Source organism: Hoeflea sp. AS60, assembly GCF_038900115.1.
Classification (GTDB): Bacteria; Pseudomonadota; Alphaproteobacteria; order Rhizobiales; family Rhizobiaceae; genus Hoeflea.
The window spans coordinates 19,461-34,622 of the sequence record NZ_JBBMQP010000006.1 but is presented as its reverse complement, the minus strand read 5'-3'; the positions used below and the strand labels follow the sequence as shown (position 1 = coordinate 34,622).

Here is a 15,162-nt window from a genome sequence, read left to right as displayed (position 1 = left end):
TGCCGGTTCAAAGACGGCCAATAAACCGCATGTGTTTTCGCCCTATTTGTTTTCATCATGCGCGTCGAAAACCTTGCGCGCATAATCGTCGAGGACCGTAACGCAACCTTTAAGTCGCTCCTGCGCTTCGGAGGCGCGATCGGCTCCGTAGAAATCGAGCTTCTGGATTTTTTCTAGCCAGCCCTGGAGTTTCTTGAGATCAACGTCGTTCTCCTCCAGTTCGGCATAAGTGAAATGGTTGGCAGTCACCTCTTTGGCAACTTCAGCCTCGAAGTCATCGCACTTGTCGATGAATTCCTCATAAGCTTCATCCCGTTCAGCCTTGAACCGCCCCAGAACCTTTGCTTCTTGGTTTGGGTCAAGGCCAACGGTCTCTAGAATGACCGACTCGCCTTCCGCCTCCGAAATATCGTTCTCAAGCATCTTTAGGCGGCGTACATGGTCGTCCGTTTTTGGCAGAAGGCAGACGCCGTTTTGAAGATAAACGGCACCCAGACCCTTTAGCTTTCGCCAAAGTGAAACCCGCTTAGCCGCGGGTTCTGGCGGGACTTTATAGGTCAACAGTAGCCATGAAATATTTTTCATGGCCTACTTTTAATGTAACGACAGTAACATGTCAATAGTTTCGCTCGACGTAGCGTGGGATGCCGTCAGTCCGCAATTTCCTAGCGCACCTCAATCAACCAGAAGCTGCTTACTATTTGCGCTGCCAACAGATTCTACAGAGCCATCCAGTGAATTGGCGATCTCCGATCTCAACACATCGTTTTCAGCTGCGGACAAAGACAAAGTCTCTCCGAGAGCAAAGCCAAAACCGACCGGGTCAGCAATTTCGGCGGTCACCGAGATCAGGAACAACTGCGTTTGCTGTCCGCCCTCTTGGACGGATGTGCCAGTAGACCATACGCGCAGCACTTGCCGCGTGGTTTCCAACTTTGGATCAAGCCGAGTAAACACGGCATCTGGTGAACGGCCACGGTTTGTTAACGGCAATTCAGACATTTGAGCTAATGGTCGCCGTGTTGGCAGAATTGAGTCAACCAGATTTGCGATTTGCCCCGATTTGCTCATCTTCCAGCCAGCTTTGACCAGACTAGTTGCAATCTTGGGCTCATCGAGATTGGTCTGGACAAGGATCGGTTCGCCATAATCGCCGTCGAGCAGAACCCTTCGAGATGGAAAAGAAGTCCAGCCATCGGCAAGCCATTGCTGGCGACTGATAACAGTTTGATCGGCTCTGATGGCGTAGTTGGAGGTTGCAGTCGAATAGTTCATATAGAGGTGCAGGGGGTAAACCAACATCAGTGTGATGAGTGTGACGATGGCGGCACGGTTGGAAGCAGGGGCGAAAGAACGGTTGTGGAGAAGCCAGGCCAGACCGAATACCAATGAGCCTCCGAACATCAGGCCTGCTCCGACATCGCTAGGCCAGTGGGCTGCCAGGTAGAGACGGGAGAATGCAATCAGCCCGATCGCAACAGCTGCCGCTATATAGATGATCCTCTGGGCACGTACTGGAACGTCTCGAACCACCACAAGCACGCACATGCCTATGATCGTTGCTGACAAGGTCGCATGGCCGCTGGGGAAACTGTAGCTGTCCGCACCATTGTAGAGCCTGATTGGTCGTGCGCGGTGAATGAACGTCTTGACCAGAGGGACAAACAACGCGGCGCTGACAAATGCGGTGGCAAGCGCTCCGGCCACCCGCCACCTTCTGTGCCACAGGAATACCGCCAACACGGCCGCCGCTATGGGGCCCAGCACCATGCCGTCACCAAGCATCGTCACGCCAACCATGAGCTTGTCAAAAGGCTCCGTGCGCAACGACTGCAGATAGCCGCTGATGGATTCGTCTGCTCGAACGAAAGCTGGGTCGGCGAAATACTCGATCGCAATCAAGCTGAAGCCGGAGAGACCCAGGAGCGCCAACGCAAAGAATGCAAAGGGGACGGCGATGTTTTGATCGTTGAGGAGAATTCGCCGCAAAAACTGCGCGCCTGGAACCGAGCTCTGGGACAAGGCTTCTCCGAGTTTGATGCGCCAGTTCTCCGCATGAGGAACAAGCCAACCAAAGGCGAATTTGGCTGCGTAAGTGGCAGCGCCAGCGATAACGAGCACCAGAAGAGAGAGCTCTAGCAGTCTTGGATTGCCAGAACTTGCAACGTTGATGCCTCTGCCGATTCCAACACCAGGCAGCAGATGACTGGCGGTCCAAACGATGGCGGACACGACATTGATGACGGTGAAGCGCACCGGATTCATGCCAACGATGCCCGCAATTCCAGGAACTACAGCTTTGATGCCCGGAATAAAGCGACCGATAAACACACTTTTTCCGCCGTGTTTGGCGAAATAGGCCTCGCCGCGATCCAGCATTCCTGTGTATCTGTTGAAGGGCCAGACTTGTCTAATGCGCTCCTTATAGGTGTGGCCGATCCAGTAGGAGATCGCGTCACCGGCGATTGCGCCCAGTGCAGTGGCGGTGAAGATTGGCACGAACCCAAGCTTGCCCATGCCGACCAATGTACCCGCGCCAACAAGGACGACAGTTGAGGGAACAAACAGCCCAAGCACGAAGATTGCTTCGCCCATCGCCATGAGGAACACTATCGCAATAGCACCGTTTGGATGGTTGCCGATGTAATCGACAATAGGCTGCAGATATTGACCCAATTTCAGGCTCCCGAAGAAAGCGCGGTCGTGACCGCGAAGCGCTGTTCGAACCAGCGAAACAAGATGGTGATGGCAAGCAGCCAGACCGCGCCAACAAAAAGCAACCCAGCCATCGATCTGGGGCGCGGACCGAGTCCAACAGCTCGTCGACGAAACTCTGCCATTAGCTCATCAGGTATCTGCCTGATCGTAAGCCAGAGACCGAAAGGCACGATTATGAGATCGTCGAGGTAGCCGATCACAGGAATAAAATCCGGGATCAGATCGATGGGACTGAGCGCTTAGGCTACCACCAGGCCTGCCAGCAACTTTGATGGCCATGGAGTCCGCGCATCTCGCGATCCAATCCAAAGCGCCGTTACATCTCGTTTCAGCTCACTTGCCCATTGGGCAATAGACCTCAAGGCGAGCTTGGTAAGTTCAAAGAACTGAATCATGGGATCAGCTCAAGCCCGAAACGCGATATCGTTGGTTGCCAATGGAAGTCTAACGATGACCCGAAGCCCTGGCATGTTGTCCTCAAGAGTCAAGGTTGCGTCGTGAAGGTCCGCAATTGCCTTGACCATGCTAAGGCCAAGTCCCGATCCTGGGGTGCTCCGACTTTTCTCAAGTCGATAGAGCCGTCGCAAGACTTTCTCCCGATCGTTTTCCGGTATGCCATCGCCATTGTCAGAAACGGACAAAACAACTGCTTGGTCTTCCACGGTAACAGTACAACTCACTAGCGCACCTGATGGACAATGCCGCATGGCGTTCTCAAGGAGATTGGCAATTAGCTGCGTTAACAGTTCCCTGTCGCCATTTACCACGGGGACTGCCACAGCCATGCTGACGCCTAGCTCCATGCCAGCGTCCTCGAATGAATTTTTGTAGAACTCGGTGATATCGGCTACTACCGCAACAAGATTGACTGAGCCAAACCGCGCCCTTCGCGCCCGTGTTTCAATTTGTGCGATCCTTAATAATGCATCGAAGGTACCAATTATTCGGTTTGACTCATCATACGCATCCTCAATTTCTGCCCCGACGTTTTTGCCGGCTTCCTGCTTCTCCAACGCTTCCTCAAGGTTTATCCGAAGTCGGTTCATCGGTGTTTTCAGATCGTGCGAAATGTCATTGCTTATTTGACGAATGCTCTCCACAGATGAACCCAAACGGCTTACTGTCGAGTTCATCAACTCGGCCAGCATATCGATGTCATCACCACGGCCAGTCATGGGAATGCGCGTATCAAATTTTCCTTCTGAGACGGACTCCAGTGCGCCTTTGATCGTTTCGAGGCGGCGGTTCATGCGTTGGGATAGCGTGATAGCGCCCGCCAGTGAGATTGCTAACATGACGATGCCGGCCCAAGTGGAACCGTCTATGAAAATCTCGTCAATCTCGCTGATATCTTCTGCGCTCCTGCCAATGATTATGGAGTAGTCTCCGAGCTCAGCACGCCGCGTGAAGTAGCCGTAGTCAGCATCAATACCGAGTGCGGTTGCTTCAACGAAATCTCCAGGCACCGAATTCGGGAAGCGACTGATGTTGCCTGCGAGCTTTTCACCGCTCTGATCGCGAAGTAGATAAATTCCTTCCCGATTGGGCGACGCAGAAGTATGAGCATCTACAGTTTCACGTAGGTCAGATAAGCCACCAGCAAGAAAAGCGGACTCCATCACGGAAATGTCCTCATCAAGTAGACGCTCATGCCGTTTCGTCAGTTCCTCATTGATGATTGTATAAGCTGCCGTGCCGGCGATGGCGGCGGCGATAAGGAACACACCCGTGAATGTCGCAGCAATTCGAAATCCGCTGCTTCGAAGTAGCCTAGCGGGGAGCATGAATTGAATATCCCGTACTGCGCACAGTGTGTAAGAGTGCTGTGTCAAAGGGCTTGTCGATTTTCGATCTTAATCGACTAATATGAGTTTCAACGACACTGGTCTGCGGATCGAAATGATAGTCCCAAACTCGCTCCAGCAACATGGTACGTGTGAGAACCCGCCCCTCGTTTCGCATAAGCGTTTCAAGGAGTGAAAACTCTTTAGGTTGAAGGTCAATTTCTTGCCCCGCTCTTGTTACGCGACGGCTCAGCAAATCCACCACGAGATCATGAACCATCAGAACAGTCAGCTCCTGCTGCATGGTAGGACGTCGTGCTAATGCAGATACACGAGCAGCCAATTCCGAGAAGGCAAAGGGTTTCACGAGGTAATCGTCACCACCGGCCTCCAGTCCTTCAACGCGATCATCCAAGCCGCCGATCGAGGTTAGGAAGATCGCGGGTGTCTTTTTTCCTGCTGCACGAAGTGCCCTGACAAGGGATAGCCCATCAAGGCCAGGTAGCATCCGATCAACAATCATGACGTCGTAAGACTCTCGTGTCGCTTGGAAAAGACCATCCTGACCATTGTCTATCACGTCACAGGTATGCCCAGCCTCAGTGAATCCACGCGAGACATAACTGGCAGTTTTGATATCGTCTTCGATCAGCAGAATGCGCACGGGCTAGTCTCCAAACTTAGAAATATGCGGGCTTTGCGGATACTTACTTGCATCTTGTATGGGATGGCGGCCTGGGGTCATCCATACCCTCTATATCTTCGACATTGAACCTCTCCCGGAGACAGCACCGGGAGAGGGTGGTCAGCGCATGGGCTGAACACTTACAAGATTGTTAGTCGTTTTACTGATCTATCAACGTGGTGGCTATCTTGGAGCGATTATGATTTCGCATGGCGAAAAACACGATGCCGCTCATGAGAACAATACAGATAATCGATGCATTGTAGGTTCCAAGATCGAGGCCGCCTTTTGAAATAGGCTTTGTCAGGAAGTCCCCGAATGTCGCCCCGAACGGCCTTGTGAAGATGAATGCTATCCAAAACAAGGCGATATCGTTCATGGCCTTTGTGTAGTGAAGGACCAGGACGCCAGCAATTACCGCGGTGCAGATCAAGGCGGCGCTGACATAACTCAAACCCGCAGCATCGACCAGAAGGTCACCAAAGGCAGTGCCAAGGCTGTTAGAAAAAACGACCGCCACCCAGAACATAATCTCTGCGTCTTTGCGCAGGATTGGATCGACGCTCAGATTACCATCGCGCTTGTACCAGATTGCCAATGTAGCGAGTAACCCGACTGCCAAGATCACTGAACCCATCACATAGCCCAAACCAAGAGTTCGATCCATGAGGTCGGAGATTTCGGTACCAGCCGTAGTGGTTGCCACTATGGCTGCCCAAAAAACTGCTGGATGAAAACGTTCGGCCTTTACCTGGAAGAAGATGACGAAAACGAGCAAGCTCACAGTGATTGCGAGGCCTACGACGTAACCGAGGTTAAGTGTCTGGGCAATGAAGTCGCCAGTGGTTTCACCGAGTGTGGTGGCAATGATCTTCATGATCCAGAAGGCGAGGGTCACTTCGGCAATTTTGTTTAGAACCGGCATTTTTGCGACTGTTTTATCGCTGCCGTATGGTTCCATTCTGTTGTCCATCTGAGGAACTTTCGTATTGGGAGATGTGTGATGACGAGATTGGTGTCCAGGTAACGTGAGGCGGAAAGGCAGGGCCGCAGAACAACGTTCCAGCGGCTCTGCATTCACGGTTTCATTTGTGTGCGTTTCCTCCGTGGGACACGGCGGCACCATCATGACCGTGGGAGATGTTGAGCCGCGAAGTGTGATTGATCACATTGCCTGCATCATCGACTTTGACCGAGTGTGCTGCGCCGTCATTGCCATCGATCATGATTTCATACAAAAGAGAGTCGTTGTCCTTGACCTGATACACGCTGTGGATTTTGCCTGGAGCGACAGACAACCCATAATTCTCAATGTCTTTGACGCTGTTTGCTGCTTGGGCTCCAGCGCCGGCTACAAGTACGAGAGCAGTTGCAAGAATAGCTGTGCGGGCGGTTGAGGTGACGCTCATGCTTGTGATCCTTTTTTCTGACGAGCGACAATCGCTCGCTACAAATTCAATCTCACAGTCAAACCTTTCTGCGGCTGTGCGAATATCTTACGGATTTGTAAAAATGAGTATTTTTACAATGGCTTATCTGGTGTTCGGCTCAGCTAGTGAAAAAAGCGAACCCATGACGCCGTCTTGATGCGGCTTCATGGGTTCGTACGTATCCAGTCTGGAGACATTCTGTTTGAATCGTTATCAACCAGCTGTTTTGGCCAGTTCGTCATCGTCGTGGGTCAGTTGCATGTAGATGATGACCGCAACGATACCTCCAAGAAAAAGAAGGCTGGTTATGGTGGTGCCGAAACCGAGACCACCCGCGTCTACTGGCTGAGAAAACAGATCACCAAATGAGGCCCCCATTGGACGTGTGAATATGTAAGCTAACCAGAAGGCCAGAATTCCATTTAGCTTGAACAGATAGTAAGCGGCAGTAATCGCTCCGATAAGTGCAAGGTAAGCAAGGCCGGCCTGCAGATAACCGAGTCCGAGGCCTTCGGCTAACAAGTCACCTGCTGCTGTACCCAACGCAAAGGTGAATAGAATCGTCAGCCAATAGAAAACCTCACGCCTCGCGGTGTAGATTGTATGGATCGAGAGCGTTTTTTCGAACGCAAACCATGCGGCAAAAGTGGCGGCAAGCGCTATGGAAAATCCGATCGTGCACGCCTGAAGACTGAAGCCCAAATTATCAACAAGATTATCGGTGATCAGGGTGCCAACAACGGAAATCAGGACGACGGCTAGCCAGTAAATCCAGGGTACGTATTTGCTTTGCGTAAATTGGAGAAGCAGAGCAGCGAGCAGAAAACCGCTCATGATCACGGATGTCGCAGGTAGTCCGAGCCCTAGATTGACATTGAGGAAATCGGCCGCCGTCTCTCCAACTGTCACCGCTAATAGTTTAATGAGCCAGAAATCGACCGTGACCTTTGGTACGCGATTATGAACCGGCGCGTCTGCTTGAAGGCCTGATACGCTGTCCGCTTGTGAGTTTTTCATTGAACCTCTCCTGATGGCCGATAGACGGCGATGAATGAGAGATACTGATAGGAACGGTGGTTTGCGGGCTCATTGCTGCAATCTTACCGTTTTGTAAGAATTGCCGCATCTTTGCAGATTACGGAATTGTAAAGGTTCGGACAGCTCCCTGAAAGATTTGCAATGGACACTCTTTCATGGTGCAGCCTTGAGAGTTTCGTAGTCGGTTGATTGCACATTCTGATTTGCAGGCACCAACTAAGCAAACCCTTGGGGACGCCGAATCTACTGAAATTCTCAGTCTCAAGCTTCCGTGTGGCAGCGCCGCAAAGGGTACCCCGCTTGCACCCTGTTTCCGCTTTGAACATTGAGCGCATCACTAAGGAAGATATGATTTGCCGATCCTAGATATTTTCGAGAGCCTAAATCAAAGACTGTTTCTGATGCTGAATGCGTCCGTCAGCACGTCGCCGTGGAAGGTTGAATTTGCAACTGTCAGTGCGAACTACGCAATTTACATAATTCCCGCCATTCTTGTGGTGTTGTGGCTGCGCGGAAACGATCAAACACGCGGCGGGCTCGTTGTGGCTATCTTGGTTTCCGAACTTGCCCTTTTCGTCAACCAGTTGATACCAATTTGGTGGTTTCATCCGCGCCCCTTCATGGTTCCAATCGGGAAAACCTTTGTTGAGCATGCGGCTGACAGTTCTTTCCCGAGCGACCACCTCACTTTCATCTTTGGAATTGCGTTTGCTCTTGGATATTGGACGCGTTTGCGGGGAACCGCATTCATCATCGTCGGAATCGGAATGCTCGTAGCGTGGGCGAGGATATTTCTCGGCGTCCATTTCCCATTTGACATGATCGGATCGGCGCTCATTGCTGCAATCGTATTGGTCGCACTGATCCCCGCAAACGAAACGATCCAGAGGCACCTCACCGCCAAGGTGGCGATCCCCCTTTATCAGAAGCTGTTTGCGCCTGGCATCAAGCGTGGCTGGTGCCGTTATTGATTGCTTACTCGCCTCATGGGTGAAGTGGAAACTTGAAAAATGCGAAATGCGAAGGCGGTTGTAAGCTGGTGTGCCCCCAGAGGTAGGTTATGTGTGGAAAGCACCAAGGAACGCTTCGTAGCTTCGGGACGGATACTAATTCTATACGGTGGCACACACCAATGGCTGCATTAATATCCGCACTCCTCTATTTCACTGTAGCAAAAACAACATCCGTTTTGCCGCAGCTTCTGTGGTTCAATGAAAACATTCGCCTGTAGAAGGGCCTTGTTGCAAATCTTAGGGACACTTTGATTTAAGCAGCAGTCCTGTGATTAGCTGCGGATGACACGAAGGTCCGCAAAGGGCCGGAAGTGACGTCGAGCCGGTCAACGCCGAATGTCCGCTTCCCCCGCTTCGTTCCCACAAGCCGCCTGACAGGTTACGGCCCCATTTCAACCATTCGTTTCCGCGCAGCAAAAGTCCTTCCGCCCATTTTCGCCATCGACTAAGGCCACTTTCTTGGTCATTTTGTCTCCAGAGCCCTTCGATTCAGGTGCCAAGACTGCGGTGCTGTGGTCTCAGTAATGCTGATGCCGCGCACTGGCGGCAATGAATTTTATTACGACATGTTGGAGACGCGGCGTCGAAACACGGGTTGAATACACATAGACATGGATGGATCACTCTCGTTGCAGAGGTCCGCCTGTTGATTTAGGGAGTTGGGGATAGCTCAGATCAAATTTCTTGCGTGTTCCCTCTTTGTTCTTATGATGCCGCGATGCCCGAGGAATATCGCAAATATCACCGCCATCCAGGCCAGAAGGTTCGCACGCTCCAGCATGCGGCTGACGACGGCCAGATAATTTCGGTGAGGTGCAATCTATGTCGGAAGGTCGTCCACTATTTGGCGACAGACCTCGTTCTGGTACTCAACCCAGCGCGTCCAGTTGATACGCCACCCTTCGCATGTTCGCGTTGCGGCACGGCTGACTACGTCGACGTTAAGATCAAGACGGCCTCGACTGCAGACTATTGTCACCTTGTAATCCGAAGGCTCCTGAGAATGCGGAAAGTTCCCGAATGGGGAAATCGTCCGCTGGGCAACGATGTGAAACAAAACGAAAAATCAAAACGGTGTTGAGTCACCGCAGATCGAGTCTCGCTCCCGCAATCTGCCGATCCGTCCGTTGATTCTCGATCTCGGCAAGTTCGAGATTTGTGATCAGTGAGAGCAGCGCTGGCCAGATAGCATCGGTATTCCACCCTACCGACCGCGCCTCTTCAATCGCGGCGATCAAGGCTGGCTCGAGGACTTCCTCGCATTCGAGGTCATAGTCGGGATGAGTGGCTTTGAACCTGGGCGGCTTCATATCTCAATGCCTTCCGAGCGTTTGACGTGACACCATCACAATCTGCCAGAAGCCATAGAGTTCCTTAGTCCAGCTCCAACGTCATCAGCTGATCGTCTAGCAATGGCCGCTGGAGTGCCTTGGCTTCATCCCAAGGCGCTGTGAGCCACGTCTCGATCTCGTCGGGCGTGGTAAGAATCACGGGCATCGCTTTGGGATGGATCGGCGCGACAACCGAGTTGGGTTCAGTCGTCAGGAACCCAAAAATGTCAGCTTCGATCTCGCCTTGCTTGATTTTGCGAACGCTTCTCCAGGTCGTCCAAATACCCGCAAAAACGAAGAAAGGCCTATCTTCGTTCAGGGCGAACCAATGCAAAGGCAACCGCTTGGTGTTGGGGTCGCGAACGCTGCCATATTCAGAAAATTCCGTGGCAGCCACGACACATCGACTTTCGACACCGAGCCATCGTCGCCAATGAGGCGACCCGACATTTCGTATGTTGGTCACGCCGCCGTCAGTCTTTTTGCCCTCCAAGAATTTTGGAGGCGTCGGCATTCCCCATCGCGCTTTGACGAGTTCACGTTTGTCGTCGCTGCCGTTCCGCACGATGGGGGCTGAATAATCCGGATAGATTTTGCTTGGCTCCAGGTTTCCCGCATGGTTCACGACCGCCCTTGTGAATTCCAAGATGGCCTGTGGTCCTTTGGTGATGTTGTAGAGATTACACATCAGCATTCCTTCTCGATTAGCGCCGGCGGCCTCGGTGACTCATGCTGAGCCTATCAAATTTTTGAGACTAGGAAGATGGGTAAAGCAACACGAACGAAGTGGACCGATGAATTGGATGCCAGGCTTCTCTCGCTCTGGGAAGCCAACTGCACCGTCAAGGATATCACGGTTGAGCTTGGGAAGTCCGAGCAGTCTGTCCAAACGAGGGCATCACGCCGAGGGTTCGGAAAGCGAAATGCGCGTGATGTCATCGGAGTCATGTCTGATGGCACCGTCTATTGGTCGGAAGCCGAAATCGACCTTCTGATGGACATGCGGATCAAGGGTGCCTCTCACAAAGAGATGGCGGCGCATTTTGGTCGGACGAAGAATGCGATCCATGCGCTTTTTGGCAAGATCGAACGAGAAGGCCGCCCCACTGTCAGCCCCAAGAAAATGATTCCCTGCATGTGCTGCGGCGTGCAGTTCGGCTCCGAGGGTTGGCATAACAAGCAGTGTGAGCCTTGTTTTAGATACAACACCTCAATTGACGTGTGACCCTAATGTGACCCTTTTGCGAGGGTCACATTAGGGTCTCAAAACCGGGGAAGCCAAACGACCCTTGTTTTCATTGGGTAATTTAGAAGAAAAAATGGTGGGCGCGCACGGGCTCGAACCGTGGACCCGCTGATTAAGAGTCAGCTGCTCTACCAACTGAGCTACGCGCCCCACCTGTCCCGCTACCGGGACGAAGGGGCGTATAGACCGGATGGCCGGGCTTGTCCACACTGTTTTTCACGCTGTTGCGACAAGCGCGCAATAATCCGCGTTAAACGCATCAAATCAACAGCCTGCCCTCGGCAATACGCACTGCCTCGCCGCCGATCCTGACATGGGAGACCTCGGTGCCGGCGCAGTCGATATGCAGATGAATCAGCGACGGTCGGCCCATTTCCACGCCCTGCTCGATCACTAGCGCGTGATTGCCTTCGGGCAGTCCGTCAAAGTGATGAACCGCCCCCGACAAGGCCGCAGCCGCCGAGCCGGTAGCGGGATCTTCGGGCATGCCATCGCCTGGCGCGAACATGCGGGCATGAAACGAGGATGTGTGGTTCACGCCGCCGCGGCAATAGACATAGGCGAAGGCCAGGTGCCCGTCGCCCATCGGTGCGACACGCTCCCATTCGGCTGCATCGCATTCGGCCTTGGCGGCGGCGGCGAGATCATGCACCGGCACCAGCACGAACGGCACACCTGCGCTCCACAGCGAAACCCGGTGGTTTTCAAACCCGATCTCGTGCGGGTCGAGCCCGAGCGCCACACCGATGTCGGCCGGCTCAATCTCGGCTTCGAGCTGACGGGAGAGTTTCGGCAGGTCAAACTCCGCGAACCCTGCCCCGTCGGGCTTGATCCGGACCGCGCAGCGCACAGGGCCGATCGCCTCCTCGAGCATCTTGACCATATCCATGCCCATGGCCGGCACATCGCCGCCGAGCCGTCGATCCGCCAGCGCCACGGCTGCGCCGACTGTTGGATGCCCGGCGAAAGGAAGCTCCCGCGCAGTCGTGAAAATTCGAAGCCGCGCGGTGTGTCCCGGGTTTTCAGGTTTGAGCACAAACACCGCTTCTGAAAGATTGAACTCGCGCGCAATCGCCTGCATCTGCACGTCGCTGAAATGGTCGGCGTCAAACACCACGGCGAGCGGATTGCCCGCCAGGGCGGTTCCGGTGAAGACGTCGTAGATTGCGTAATCGGTCATGCCCGGTCGGTTCCTCTTCTGCTGCCTGCACCGCAATGCTGCACTGTATCATTGTATGGTGGCAAGTGGGCGTTTCAACGGACCAAACCTGACCGCATCCTAACCTCTGTCGAACTCCGGTGACACGAAATGAAAATCGATCATCGCCTGCATGTAGGGCGGCGCGGTGGGGCCGGCATCCTGCGGCCTGCGCACCACCACCACATCCTCGATCTCCTCTTCCGGATCGATGCGGATATGCGCGCGAATCCGCTCAGCCAGAGCTTGCGCGGTGTCAGCGAACCGGAACCGGCGAAAGATCGAGACATGACGACCGCTGCGCCAGCCAAGAAGCTGAGCTTCAGCCTCGGCTTGCGCCAGATCGAGACCGGTCTCCTCAAACGCCTCGCGGCTGATGCTGCCTTCGACATCGACCGCGTTGCCCTTGATGTCGCTTTCATCAAGCGAACCGGCAGGCGCATAGACCTTGCCGGGATTCGCCGTTTTTGCCGCCATGCGGATCAGCAGCATGGCGCCATCCGATGACAAGATCACCGCCGAGCCGAACAGGTGCCAGACATCGGCTTCGGGCTGCGTCTTGACCCAGTGCAGCAGGCCGGCATAGGGCGCGCGGTAGCTGGTCCCGGAAATCACCCCGTGCTCAAGCGTGAGGCCACGGTGGATCATGATGGTGCCGTTGAACAACCATGGCCGCTCAACCTGCTCCCGCGCCCAGTGGGCATTAATTGCGTCGCGCTCTGAAACGAACCAGGGATGCTCGCCAGCATCGATGCCGAGCCGCACCGCATCGAGGCTGAAGATCCGGTTCTCGGGGATCATGGATTGCATGGTTCAGACCAGATCGAAGGTCATTGCCACCGGACAATGATCCGATGCCTTGGGCCGGTCCCAACCGGTGCGCGGGTAGCGGTCGACCTCCTGGCCCTGCGGAAACAGCGTGCGCCATGGCTGGCCGGCGCGGATGATGTCGGGCTGCCGGTCGCGGCTGATACCGGCGAGCGCAGGCGAGGCCAGCAGGTAATCGAGCTGGCAGAGATGCCGCTCTTCCGGGCCGCGGGTGTGGTAGAGCGTCCAGCGGTCCATCTCGGGCCGCCGCGCCACCACGTTTTCGCTAAAACCGCCGGCAGTGAGGACCTTGACCGCGCCGTCTTCGGCGTCCTCCGGGGTGAACTTGTAGCTGTTGCGGCGGTCGCCGGTGATCACGAGTTTCTCCGCGTAATCATTGAAGTCGCCGGCAATGACATAGCGCTTGCCGCCGCCATCGGGCCCGAAGCGGTCGGAGATGATCTTGCGCACGGCGCGGGCTTCGGCGACGCGCACCGGCATGGTGCGGGTGCGGCCATCGATGCCGTCGCGGGGGCTTCCCATCGATTTGAAATGCACCACGAAGACGGTGAGCCGGGTCGTGCCGATCTTCAGATCAACCTCCAGGCAGTCGCGCTTGAAGATCCGGTCCTGCGGCTTCTGCATCTCGGCAAGATCGGGCGTGTAGAGCCCCATCGACTGGTAGGTCTCGTGCGCGTGGCTTTTGACATCGAGGATCTCGATCGCAGCACCATCGAGTGTGCGGTCTCGCGTCATCAAGGCAAGGTTGATGCCGCGGGTGTCGTTGCCGTCGAGCAGCACCTTGTGGCGGTAGCCGTCGCCGATCATCTTGAACAAATAGCCATATTCGAACCGGTGCAGCGTATCTAGGTTCTCGACCTCCTGCAGGCAGAGGATATCCGCATCGGCGTCGGCAATCGCCAGCGCCGTCATCTGCCGCGTGTCGTCGGTCAGCGACACGGCGCGCGCGATCTCGGCCTGGCGGTACTGCGCCTCGGTTTCGAACTCGTAGAGCTGCGCCACCCGGTCCTGCCTGAGTTCATTGCGGAAGCCGGAAAAATCGAACCGGCTGAGCAGGTTCTCGGCATTGAAGGTGGCGATGCGTACGGTCATGCGGCGTCCTGATTCTGGCTCTGGCGCGAACAGTCGAGCCTAGGCAGGCTGCTCCGGCACCGCAAGCCAATTTGGCCCGGCGCCGGAGAGTGAGGCATCACTTACCGATGCCACTTGCCCAAGCTAGCGGCCGTTGACGAGGCCCAGCACCAGCTGCTGCACGGCGCCGCCATCACCCATCTCGATGCGGTCGAACTCGCGGCCGCGGGCGCGCTGCTCGTCCGACAGCCGCTTGAGATGGGTTTGCAATTCCGCCCGCACCTTGTGACAGCCGGGATCATTGGGCGCACTCAGCCCGACGCTGACATCCTCGATCGCCTTCACCATCTCGATGATATGCTGGCCATGCACCCGTTCATGCGCCGCAAGCCCGTCGTAAAACCGCTTCCAGCTTGACGCCACGCCCGATGGAAGGCCGCCGCGCGGCTTGGGCAATGTGTAGGTGATGATCAGCTTGGGCACGTTGACGGCGATGACGCAGCCGCCATCGGCGCGCTCCCGGTAATCGCGCCGCCAGGTCAGTTTGAAGGTGGTGTGGGCGATGGTGCGGCGCTCGCCGGAAATCACCGGACCGTTGGCGCCGATCGACTGGTAGAGTTCAGCACCGGACTGGCCGGTCACCGGATAGGTCTTGACCTGCTCGGCGGCCTTCCAGGCGAAAGCGGGCTGCGTGAACAGGCCAGCGGCAAGAGCCGCGGCGGGCAGGAACAGCTGCCGGACAGACCGCATGAGAAACGCCATGACGGGCCGGATCGACATGAATGGAAGGGGTTCAATCAACGGGATGGCTCCAACAAGT

The 15,162-nt window shown here is 55.0% G+C and carries 15 protein-coding genes, 1 tRNA gene and 1 pseudogene; 2 read left to right on the top strand and 15 right to left on the bottom strand.

Translation table 11 applies throughout. From position 1 onward, the window contains the following. Window positions 1–42: 42 nt before the first annotated feature. The 8 genes and pseudogenes from WNZ14_RS22075 to WNZ14_RS22040 all read right to left on the bottom strand — a co-directional run bounded on the left by WNZ14_RS22075 (window position 43) and on the right by WNZ14_RS22040 (window position 7,634). Window positions 43–585 (bottom strand): Chromate resistance protein ChrB, encoded by a 543-nt coding sequence (locus tag WNZ14_RS22075; RefSeq protein ID WP_342870855.1) that lies wholly within the window; start codon window positions 583–585, stop codon window positions 43–45. Between the two features lie 90 nt (window positions 586–675). Next, the gene (locus WNZ14_RS22070; protein WP_342870854.1) at window positions 676–2,676 is read right to left on the bottom strand and encodes a VTT domain-containing protein; all 2,001 of its coding nucleotides are present in this window, start codon (window positions 2,674–2,676) and stop codon (window positions 676–678) included. 2 nt (window positions 2,677–2,678) lie between these two features. Next, window positions 2,679–3,113, bottom strand: a pseudogene (locus WNZ14_RS22065) (YkvA family protein). 9 nt (window positions 3,114–3,122) lie between these two features. Further along, complete coding sequence (locus WNZ14_RS22060; protein WP_342870853.1) at window positions 3,123–4,502, bottom strand: HAMP domain-containing sensor histidine kinase; 1,380 nt, start codon at window positions 4,500–4,502, stop codon at window positions 3,123–3,125. Next, the gene (locus tag WNZ14_RS22055) at window positions 4,489–5,166 is read right to left on the bottom strand and encodes a response regulator transcription factor (protein ID WP_342870852.1); all 678 of its coding nucleotides are present in this window, start codon (window positions 5,164–5,166) and stop codon (window positions 4,489–4,491) included. The genes WNZ14_RS22060 and WNZ14_RS22055 overlap by 14 nt, the downstream gene beginning before the upstream one ends. Before the next feature lie 181 nt (window positions 5,167–5,347). Beyond that, window positions 5,348–6,148, bottom strand: coding sequence for a hypothetical protein (locus WNZ14_RS22050; protein ID WP_342870851.1), 801 nt, complete (start codon window positions 6,146–6,148; stop codon window positions 5,348–5,350). A gap of 124 nt (window positions 6,149–6,272) precedes the next feature. Continuing rightward, window positions 6,273–6,596, bottom strand: coding sequence for a hypothetical protein (locus WNZ14_RS22045; RefSeq protein WP_342870850.1), 324 nt, complete (start codon window positions 6,594–6,596; stop codon window positions 6,273–6,275). 234 nt (window positions 6,597–6,830) lie between these two features. Then, window positions 6,831–7,634, bottom strand: a complete 804-nt coding sequence (locus WNZ14_RS22040; RefSeq protein WP_342870849.1) for a hypothetical protein — start codon at window positions 7,632–7,634, stop codon at window positions 6,831–6,833. A 374-nt stretch (window positions 7,635–8,008) separates the two neighbouring features. Between WNZ14_RS22040 and WNZ14_RS22035 the strand changes: the two genes are divergently transcribed. Next, on the top strand, window positions 8,009–8,626 hold the full coding sequence (locus tag WNZ14_RS22035) for an undecaprenyl-diphosphatase (RefSeq protein WP_342870848.1): 618 nt from the start codon (window positions 8,009–8,011) through the stop codon (window positions 8,624–8,626). 1,124 nt (window positions 8,627–9,750) lie between these two features. Here WNZ14_RS22035 and WNZ14_RS22030 read toward each other — a convergent pair. Both WNZ14_RS22030 and WNZ14_RS22025 read right to left on the bottom strand, forming a co-directional pair. Continuing rightward, window positions 9,751–9,978, bottom strand: coding sequence for a hypothetical protein (locus WNZ14_RS22030; RefSeq protein ID WP_342870847.1), 228 nt, complete (start codon window positions 9,976–9,978; stop codon window positions 9,751–9,753). Between the two features lie 64 nt (window positions 9,979–10,042). Then, window positions 10,043–10,687 (bottom strand): SOS response-associated peptidase, encoded by a 645-nt coding sequence (locus WNZ14_RS22025; protein ID WP_342870846.1) that lies wholly within the window; start codon window positions 10,685–10,687, stop codon window positions 10,043–10,045. Window positions 10,688–10,762: 75 nt separating this feature from the next. Here WNZ14_RS22025 and WNZ14_RS22020 point away from each other — a divergent pair, with 75 nt between their 5' ends. Then, the gene (locus tag WNZ14_RS22020) at window positions 10,763–11,224 is read left to right on the top strand and encodes a hypothetical protein (RefSeq protein WP_342870845.1); all 462 of its coding nucleotides are present in this window, start codon (window positions 10,763–10,765) and stop codon (window positions 11,222–11,224) included. A 95-nt stretch (window positions 11,225–11,319) separates the two neighbouring features. On the opposite strand, the gene WNZ14_RS22015 is transcribed toward WNZ14_RS22020, so the two are convergent. From WNZ14_RS22015 to WNZ14_RS21995, 5 genes are all read right to left on the bottom strand, one after another. After that, a tRNA-Lys gene (locus tag WNZ14_RS22015) sits at window positions 11,320–11,395 on the bottom strand. Window positions 11,396–11,504: 109 nt separating this feature from the next. Then, on the bottom strand, window positions 11,505–12,425 hold the full coding sequence (locus WNZ14_RS22010; protein WP_342870844.1) for a PhzF family phenazine biosynthesis protein: 921 nt from the start codon (window positions 12,423–12,425) through the stop codon (window positions 11,505–11,507). Window positions 12,426–12,524: 99 nt separating this feature from the next. Then, window positions 12,525–13,253: an NUDIX domain-containing protein gene (locus WNZ14_RS22005; RefSeq protein WP_342870843.1), complete on the bottom strand. Its 729-nt coding sequence runs from the start codon at window positions 13,251–13,253 to the stop codon at window positions 12,525–12,527. A 3-nt stretch (window positions 13,254–13,256) separates the two neighbouring features. Further along, on the bottom strand, window positions 13,257–14,363 hold the full coding sequence (locus tag WNZ14_RS22000) for an endonuclease/exonuclease/phosphatase family protein (RefSeq protein WP_342870842.1): 1,107 nt from the start codon (window positions 14,361–14,363) through the stop codon (window positions 13,257–13,259). A gap of 123 nt (window positions 14,364–14,486) precedes the next feature. Beyond that, complete coding sequence (locus WNZ14_RS21995; RefSeq protein ID WP_342870841.1) at window positions 14,487–15,143, bottom strand: DUF922 domain-containing protein; 657 nt, start codon at window positions 15,141–15,143, stop codon at window positions 14,487–14,489. Window positions 15,144–15,162: the final 19 nt, after the last annotated feature.

Coding starts and splice junctions, on each gene's coding strand:
- WNZ14_RS22075 (WP_342870855.1), bottom strand. CDS start 585: ATGAAAAATATTTCATGGCTACTGTTGACCTATAAAGTCCCGCCAGAA.
- WNZ14_RS22060 (WP_342870853.1), bottom strand. CDS start 4,502: ATGCTCCCCGCTAGGCTACTTCGAAGCAGCGGATTTCGAATTGCTGCG.
- WNZ14_RS22050 (WP_342870851.1), bottom strand. CDS start 6,148: ATGGAACCATACGGCAGCGATAAAACAGTCGCAAAAATGCCGGTTCTA.
- WNZ14_RS22045 (WP_342870850.1), bottom strand. CDS start 6,596: ATGAGCGTCACCTCAACCGCCCGCACAGCTATTCTTGCAACTGCTCTC.
- WNZ14_RS22040 (WP_342870849.1), bottom strand. CDS start 7,634: ATGAAAAACTCACAAGCGGACAGCGTATCAGGCCTTCAAGCAGACGCG.
- WNZ14_RS22030 (WP_342870847.1), bottom strand. CDS start 9,978: ATGAAGCCGCCCAGGTTCAAAGCCACTCATCCCGACTATGACCTCGAA.
- WNZ14_RS22025 (WP_342870846.1), bottom strand. CDS start 10,687: ATGTGTAATCTCTACAACATCACCAAAGGACCACAGGCCATCTTGGAA.
- WNZ14_RS22020 (WP_342870845.1), top strand. CDS start 10,763: ATGGGTAAAGCAACACGAACGAAGTGGACCGATGAATTGGATGCCAGG.
- WNZ14_RS22010 (WP_342870844.1), bottom strand. CDS start 12,425: ATGACCGATTACGCAATCTACGACGTCTTCACCGGAACCGCCCTGGCG.
- WNZ14_RS22005 (WP_342870843.1), bottom strand. CDS start 13,253: ATGCAATCCATGATCCCCGAGAACCGGATCTTCAGCCTCGATGCGGTG.
- WNZ14_RS22000 (WP_342870842.1), bottom strand. CDS start 14,363: ATGACCGTACGCATCGCCACCTTCAATGCCGAGAACCTGCTCAGCCGG.